General features: G+C 64.4%; 7 protein-coding genes and 1 tRNA gene. All 8 read right to left on the bottom strand.

Features of this window, described 5'->3' with window-relative positions; all coding sequences use genetic code 11:
- Positions 1–893: tRNA (adenosine(37)-N6)-dimethylallyltransferase MiaA (gene miaA / locus QZ266_RS12475; protein ID WP_295695650.1), on the bottom strand; the 893-nt coding region annotated here is incomplete at its 3' end.
- Complete coding sequence (locus QZ266_RS12470) at positions 890–2,290, bottom strand: Do family serine endopeptidase (protein WP_295695649.1); 1,401 nt, start codon at positions 2,288–2,290, stop codon at positions 890–892. The genes miaA and QZ266_RS12470, both read right to left, overlap by 4 nt.
- Before the next feature lie 249 nt (positions 2,291–2,539).
- Complete coding sequence (gene hflC / locus QZ266_RS12465) at positions 2,540–3,418, bottom strand: protease modulator HflC (protein WP_295695647.1); 879 nt, start codon at positions 3,416–3,418, stop codon at positions 2,540–2,542.
- Complete coding sequence (gene hflK, locus QZ266_RS12460; RefSeq protein WP_295695644.1) at positions 3,415–4,563, bottom strand: FtsH protease activity modulator HflK; 1,149 nt, start codon at positions 4,561–4,563, stop codon at positions 3,415–3,417. The genes hflC and hflK overlap by 4 nt, the downstream gene beginning before the upstream one ends.
- A 124-nt stretch (positions 4,564–4,687) precedes the next feature.
- Positions 4,688–5,209, bottom strand: a complete 522-nt coding sequence (locus QZ266_RS12455) for a dihydrofolate reductase (RefSeq protein ID WP_295695642.1) — start codon at positions 5,207–5,209, stop codon at positions 4,688–4,690.
- A gap of 3 nt (positions 5,210–5,212) precedes the next feature.
- Positions 5,213–5,596, bottom strand: coding sequence for a phosphoribosyl-ATP pyrophosphohydrolase (locus QZ266_RS12450; protein ID WP_295695641.1), 384 nt, complete (start codon positions 5,594–5,596; stop codon positions 5,213–5,215).
- 19 nt (positions 5,597–5,615) lie between these two features.
- Positions 5,616–6,473, bottom strand: coding sequence for a thymidylate synthase (locus QZ266_RS12445; protein ID WP_295695639.1), 858 nt, complete (start codon positions 6,471–6,473; stop codon positions 5,616–5,618).
- Between the two features lie 1,270 nt (positions 6,474–7,743).
- Positions 7,744–7,819 (bottom strand) — tRNA-Lys (locus tag QZ266_RS12440).
- Between the last annotated feature and the right edge of the window lie 82 nt (positions 7,820–7,901).

Raw genomic sequence — 7,901 nt, 5'->3', positions numbered from 1 at the left:
GCGTCGCGGGCAGCGGCCGGGTCCAGCGTGTTTATCCGGTCCCAGCTGGCCGCCTGATTACGAAACCATGTCCCCTGCCGTTTGGCGTAGCGGCGACTATCACGCTTGGCGAGACTGACAGCGTCGTCGAGGGTTGTTTCACCGCGCAAATGCGACATGAGTTGCGGCACGCCCAAGGCCTTGCTGGCGGGCAGGTCCGGATCCAGGCTTCGCGCGGCAAAGGCTGCGACCTCGTCCAGCGCTCCGGCGTTCAGCATGCTGTCGAAACGGTGATCGATACGGGCATAGAGCGCCTCGCGGTCCGGCTCGATCACGATACCGCGCCACGTCCCCGCTGCCAGTGGCGCCACCGTGTCGGCCTGGAAGGCACTCAGCGGACGTCCGGTCTCGAGCGCAACTTCGACGATACGCATCAGTCGCTGCCGATCCGCGGCCTCGACACGTCGCGCAGCAACGGGATCAAGACGCAGCGCCTCGGCCCGCAGGCCGGACAAACCGGCCGCGTCCAGCATGTCGGCCACGCGGCGGCGCGTGACCGCACCAATCTCCGGGACCGGAGCCAGTCCGCGGACCAGTGCGTTGAAGTAAAGCCCGGTCCCGCCGACCAGGACCGGCACCCGGCCGCGGCCGCGGGACTCAGTGATCAGGGCCAGCGCATCCCGGGTCCACTCCCCGACCGAATAGCGCACGGCGGGGTCAATGGTGCCGAAGAGATGATGGGGCGCCCGCGCCCGCTCGCCGGCATCAGGCTGGGCCGTGATCAGCGGCAGGCCGTCATAGACCTGCATGGAGTCGGCATTGATGATGTCACCGCCGAGGATTTCCGCAGCCGCGAGCGAAAGCGCGGTCTTGCCCGCCGCCGTAGGGCCCGCAATCAGCAGGCAGGGCGTCACGGCCGGATCGATTGCAGGACGTATTGGCCACCGCGATTGATCTGGAAGCGGACCGGGCCGCCGCCATGGCCATCCACGATCTCGCGGATCGCGGCGACGCTGTCGACGCGTGCGAACTCCACTTCCTCGATCACATCACCGGGACGGACCTTGCCGGCCGCATCGCTGGTCGGGTCGACCTCGGTCACCAGAACGCCCTCGGCATCGGGATGGACGCGGAAACGCCGGCGCGAGGCCGTGTCCAGCGTGCCAAAAGTCATGCCCATCACCTCATTGCCATTGGTCGGGGTCGGGGCAATGACCGTGGCATTCACCGTGGCATCCTCATCATCGCCTTCGGAGAGCGCGCCGACCGTCAAGGAGACGGTCATCGGCCGGTCGCGGCGGATGATTTCGAGCTCGATTTCCCGGCCAATCTCGGTCTCGGCGGCCATGCGCTGGAAGGACCGGCTGTCACGCACGCGGCGCCCGTCAAACTGCAGGACCAGGTCGCCATTGCGCAGACCGCTGGCGGCGGCCGGACCATCCTCCTCGATGCGCGAGACGATCGCGCCATAGGGCGTAGCCAGGTCAAAGCTTTCCGCCATCTCGGGCGTCACACGCAGGACCGAGACACCGAGCCAGCCGCGGCGCGTCTCACCGAATTCGACGAGCTGGCTGACCACGGTTTCCGCCAGATTGGCTGGAATGGACAGCGAGATACCGACGCTGGCACCGGTCGGCGACAGGATGAGCGTGTTCACGCCAACCACTTCACCATCCATGTTGAACAGGGGACCACCGGAATTGCCCGTATTGATGGCAACATCGGTCTGGATATAGTCGTCATACCGTCCGCCGGCCTCACGGCCCCGTGCTGAGACGACACCCGCGGTCAACGTACCGCCGAGGCCAAAGGGATTGCCGATCGCGATCACCCAATCGCCGACCCGCGCTGTGTCACTGTCGGCAAACGCCACAAAGGGCATCGGCTCATCGACATCCATGCGCAGCACGGCGAGATCGGTGACGCTGTCAATTCCGACCACTTCGGCGCGGAAGGCACGACCGTCCGGCAGTGAGACCTCGACCTCGTCGGCGCCGTCAATGACGTGGTTATTGGTCACGACCAGGCCGGACGGATCAATGATGAAACCCGAACCCAGCGAATTGGCGATGCGCGGTGCATTGCCGAATATATCGTTGAAGCGCTCCAGGGGAGACCCTTCCGGGAATTCCGGCAGGCCGTCCTCACTGTCCAGCCGCTGGGCGGCAGAGATATTCACGACCGCCGGCGACAGGCGTTCGGCGAGATCGGCAAAGCCGTCCGGTGCCGGATGTGCCTGCAGGGCGGGCGTGACAGCCACCGAAAGAAGGGCTGCCAGGAAAGTCGTGAGGACGAGGAAACGCTGCATCATGGTCCGCCGTGCTGGATCGCTAAGCCGTATCGCTGACACTCACCCAAGCAAATTCCGGGCAAGTTATGTTCTGACAAGGTGAATACCGCTTCGCGAGGGCTTCCCGCAACCGCAGTATCGCAATCGTCATGCGCATGACGCTTTCGTCACGCGCGCGCCCGGGCGTTGCCGGCGGCCGGGAACGAACAGGGCCCGGCCCGCCTGTGCGGAACCGGGCCCTGCCCTGGTCGGTGATCCGTCAGCGAGCGACTATTCGCCGGTCTCGCTGCGGAAATAGCGGAAGAATTCCGAGTCCGGCGGAATCACGATCGGTGTCCCTTCCTGGACCGCCTGCTCATAGGCGAGCATGGAGCGGTAGAAGGCGAAGAACTCCATGTCCTGATTATAGGCCTGGGCGTAGATCTGGTTCTGACGCGCATCCCCTTCACCCCGCAGACGCTGGGCATCGGCGCGGGCCTGGGCCCGGATGATCGAGGCCTGGCGATCGGCATCGGCCCGGATCTCCGTGGCACGCTGTTCGCCCTCGGCGCGATATTGCGCCGCTTCCTGTTCACGCTCGGAGCGCATCCGCTGGAAGACATTGTCGGCGATCTGCGGCGGCAGGTCGGCGGCAAGGATCCGCACGTCAATGACCTCGATACCGAAACGGCCGGTCTCGACCTGGGCTTCCACCGCGGCCTGAACCCGGGTCATCAGCTCGGCACGCTGGCCGGAGATGACATCGGAGGACGGGATGGAGGCGATCACGCCGCGCAGGCTGTCATCCATGATCTGCTCGAGGCGCACACGCGCACCGCGCTCGTCACGGAAGGTCTGGTAGAAGCGCAGCGGATCGGTGATCCGGTAGCGCAGGAAGGCGTCGACGATCAGGCGTTCCTGGTCGGAGGCGAGGATTTCCTCGGCATCCAGATCGAGTTCCAGATTACGCTTGTCGAAGATCAGCACGTCGATGATGAAAGGCGTCTTGAAGTGCAGGCCGGGATCTGGCTCGGACACTTCATTGACCGCATCAACCGGCTCGCCGAGACGCAGGATCAGCGCCTGTTCGGTTTCCGAGACGGTGTAGACACTCTGGAGGCCGATGAAGACAGCGACGACGAGAATGATGATTCCCAGTGTGCGGATCATTGGTTGCCTCCTTGATTGCGGGTGCGGTTCTGACCGAGTTGGTCAAGCGGCAGATAGGGCAGCGCCCCGGCTTCACCATCGAGAATGATCAGCTCGGAATTGCCAAGCACACGCTCCATGGTTTCCAGGTACATGCGGCGACGGGTGACGTCAGGCGCCTGCACATATTCGTCATAGATCGCGATGAAGCGGTCGGCATTACCCTGGGCTTCAGCGATGACATTGTCCCGATAGGCTTCGGCTTCCTGGGTCAGCTGGGCGGCAACACCGCGCGCTTCCGGGATCACCCGGTTGGCGTGGGCTGTGGCGTCCAGCTGGGCCCGCTCGGCTTCCTGCTGGGCAATATCCACGCCGCGGAAGGCGTCGATGACCCGCTCGGGCGGCTCGGCATTCCGCAGATTGACCTGCAGGATTTCGATACCGGCCTCGTATTCATTCAGCGTTTCCTGCAGGATTTCACGCGTCCGGCGGGACACTTCGGACCGGCCTTCGGTGATGATGAATTGCAGGTCGGATGTGCCGACGACTTCACGCATGGCGCTTTCGGCCACGGCAGCGACGGTGCCTTCCGGATTGCGGACATTGAAGAGATAGTCACGCACGCCTTCCTGGTAACCCAGATCGACACGCCACTGCACGGCGAAATCGATATCGACGATATTCTCGTCGCGGGTCAGCATCTGGCCGGCCGGGCCCTGACCGATCGTGATCGAATTGGTCGTCGTCACTTCTGGCAGAATGACGGTTTCGATCGGGCTGGGCAGTTTGAAGTGGAAGCCCGGCGTGGTGGTCCGGCTGTACTCGCCGAAACGCAGCACGACACCGGCCTGGTTCGCCCCGACCTGGTACCAGCCGGAACCCGGCATGATGAACCAGACGCCGACCAGGATCAGCACGATCAGGCCGAAGCCGAAGGCGCCGGCTCCCTTGCCGCCGCCGGATCCGCCATCCTTGCCGGAGCCGCCACCGCCAAACATGCCGCGCATCTTGCGCTGCATGTCGCGGACGACCTCGTCGAGATCGGGACCTTCCGGTCCGCCACCCCCCTGGGGACGCTGTCCCCACGGGTTCTGGCCGTTATTATTGTTTCCGCCGGAGCCCCATGGGCCTCCGGCGCCTCCACCCTGATTGTCGTTCCACGGCATGTGCTGGATCGATCCTCTCAATTAACCTTGCTGCACTAAATGAACGCATGCGCGTTGCGGTTCAAGGGTAATCGGGTGGGACGCCGCAGCAGAACATCCCCCCTTGATGCGCGAACGCGCTGTGTCAGGCACGTTCGAGTGTGCGCAGGACAAAGGCGTGGTCATCGCGCTCACCGGCCGGATGGGCCTCGCGCGCGACTTCGCGCCACTCGGCCTCCACGATTCCCGGCAGGCGGGCATCGCCGGCGGGACTGGCCTCAACCTCGGTAAGATAGAGGCGGTCCGTCAGGGCCAGGGTCGCGGCATAAATCTGCGCCCCGCCGATCACGCAGACCTCGTCGACCCCGTCCTGATTGGCCTGCATGAAGGCTGCATCCATGGCATCGCCAAGATCGCCGACCACGCGAGCGCCCTCTGCGACATAGCCGTCCTGACGCGTCACCACGATATTGAGTCGACCCGGCAGAGGTCGCCTCGGCAGACTCTCCCAGGTCTTGCGCCCCATGATGATCGGCTTGCCGGTGGTGATCGCCTTGAAGCGCTGAAGGTCCGAGGACAGGCGCCAGGGCAGATCCCCGTCCGCGCCGATCACCCCATTGGCGCCGCGCGCCACGACAATCGCGATTTTGGGGATGATGGTGGTCATGGTTCAGCCCTCACCGGTCTTACCGGTCTCACCGGCTTGACGGGTCGCGCCGTCATCGCCCGGCTCCAGAACCGCGCTGTCACGATCGAGCCAGTGCAGCCATTTGCGTTGCATGGCGGCGTCCAGGTCGATGCCTTCGGCTTTCGCCATGATCAGGAGCATGCCCAGCGCGTCGGCCATTTCCAGCGCCAGCTGTTCGCGCGCCGCCGCGTCGGCGGGACGGCGAGTGCGGCCGGTCGTGGTGAGATAGGCCTGGGTCAGCTCGCCGATTTCTTCCTGCAGTTTCAGCAGCGGCCAGTCACCGGCGCGGTCAATGTCGTAATGCGCGGCATAGATATCGGAGACCCGGACAATCTTGTCGGCGAGCTCATCAAGCGATCCGGACATGGTGCGCCCTCCCTGGCCGCTAAACGGCGACCGGGGCGGTGATGCGCGGATGCGGGTCATACCCCTCCAGCGCGATGTCCTCGTATTCAAAGCCGAACAAGTCGGTCGCCTGCGGATTGAGTTTCAGCTGCGGCAGGGCGCGCGGCGCGCGAGAGAGCTGCTCGCGGACCTGGTCCATGTGATTGGAATAGATATGGGCGTCGCCGAAAGTGTGGATGTATTCGCCCGGCTCGAGCCCGCACACCTGCGCCACCATCGCCGTCAGCAGCGCATAGGAGGCAATATTGAACGGCACGCCGAGGAACATGTCGGCCGAGCGCTGATAGAGCTGGCAGCTCAGCTTCCCGTTCGCGACATTGAACTGATAGAGCGTGTGGCAGGGCGGCAGCGCCATATTGGGCACATCGGCCGGGTTCCAGCCCGACACGATCAGCCGGCGGGAGGCCGGGTTGTTGCGGATCTGCTCGAGGATATTGGACAGCTGGTCGATCTCGGTGCCGTCCGGACCCTCCCAGCGGCGCCATTGCTTGCCATAGACCGGGCCGAGATCACCATTCTCGTCGGCCCACTCATCCCATATCTTGACGCCACGCTCCTGCAGCCAGCGCACATTGGTCTCGCCGCGCAGGAACCAGAGCAGCTCGATGGCGATCGACTTGAAATGCACCTTCTTGGTGGTCAGAAGCGGGAAGCCCTTGGACAGGTCACACCGCAGCTGGCGGCCGAAGACCGACATCGTCCCGACGCCGGTCCGGTCAGCCTGCTCGGCGCCGTTCTCGAGAATGTCGCGAAGCAGTTCGAGATAGGCGGCCTCGACATCCGATCCACCCGCCCCGGCACGCGCCTGCGCAAAGCTTTCATTGTCGATGACGGCCATGTCGCACTCCTCCTGCCGAGGCCCAAACAGCCCCGCGTGATTCTCAGCGAGACAGCATGCCAGCGAAGTCAGCCGGGTTGAACCAGCGAGGCCAGATCAGCCGGGGAAAGCCGCGGCAAGTGACTGGCGACGTTGCGGTGAATTGGGTGTGGGTGTTGGGCAGCCTGTCGGTCGGACATGCCGCCCCTTGCCCGGAGACGCCTCGCTCTGCGGACGGTCTCGTAGGCCCCGGGTCTTCGCCCGGGAAAATGGAGGGAGGACGGGGTGTGTTGGACGGGAGCGTGTGGGACGGGAGCGTGTGGGACGATTGAAGCCATTCACCAGGCGCACGGGCGCACGCCCCGCCATAAATCCCTTGCCGGGAGTTCGCCGTATCCGGTTCTTGAGGTCAAGGGTGGAACCGCAAAGCGGCGGCTGCGCCGCCCTTGACCTCAAGAACCGGATACGGCCCGCTGGCTGTCATGGGATTAGGGGACGGGATTGCGCTAGGCGCGAAATGGTGTGTGTTGTCTCGAATAAGCGAGGACACATACCGTCTTCCTCTGGAGGAGTTTGCGCCGGGCGCGCGAGATATGGGCGAAAATGGTGTGTGTCCCCATTTTCCGCACCACTGCACAGGACTTATCCCCTCTGCGCTCAGCCTTCCTTCTCCCCTGGGAGAAGGTGGCCGGAGGCCGGATGAGGGGGCAAACGCCCGCGATCACCGGGATTTACCCCTCACCCTGGCCCTCTCCCAAGGGAGAGGGAAAGCACCTCGCCGCACAAAATCCAGAAAACTTATCCTCCCCCTAGCTGGGCCGTGGGACACTGCCTGCGGTTTTCGGGACGGGAGGCACGAGCTCAGTCACTTGTGCCCGGAAACGAGCGGAGCCTGTCCGCGCCTCGGGAGTGACATCCCGATGCTCCGGCAGGGCGTGCGACCAGGTCGCGGGGCACTAAACGACCGACCCCATCTACCTGACGCATTGGAATCGGGGTGGAGACAGCCCGGGAAAACTCCGCAAGCGGGATGCCGAGGACACCACGGACACCGCAGACCAGCCACACGGACACCCCGGTGTCCGCCGGCATCCCGCTTCCTCCCACCTCCGCCGCAATCGCGTGCGGAGCCGCAGGTGCGTGCCGAGGTCGGATAGACGCGCGCCCACGCACACCCCCGCCATAAATGCCTTGCCGAGAGAAAGCCGCATCCGCTTTGCGCACGCAAAACAGGCGCGGTCCCGCACGCGGCGACGTGCCATTTCAAGCGATGTTACGGAAAATCCTGAAATGGTGAGCCGACAGGGGTTCGAACCCTGGACCTACTGATTAAAAGTCAGTTGCTCTACCAGCTGAGCTATCGGCTCCCCGAACGAGGAGCGCGGAACCTATACGCGCGATTTGGGGGGGTCAATCGGGGTAAGGCTGCGGATTTCAGCATTTTTGATG

It is taken from the genome of uncultured Maricaulis sp., from assembly GCF_905480005.1.
GTDB lineage: Bacteria > Pseudomonadota > Alphaproteobacteria > Caulobacterales > Maricaulaceae > Maricaulis.
This window is presented reverse-complemented; position numbering and strand designations above follow the sequence as displayed.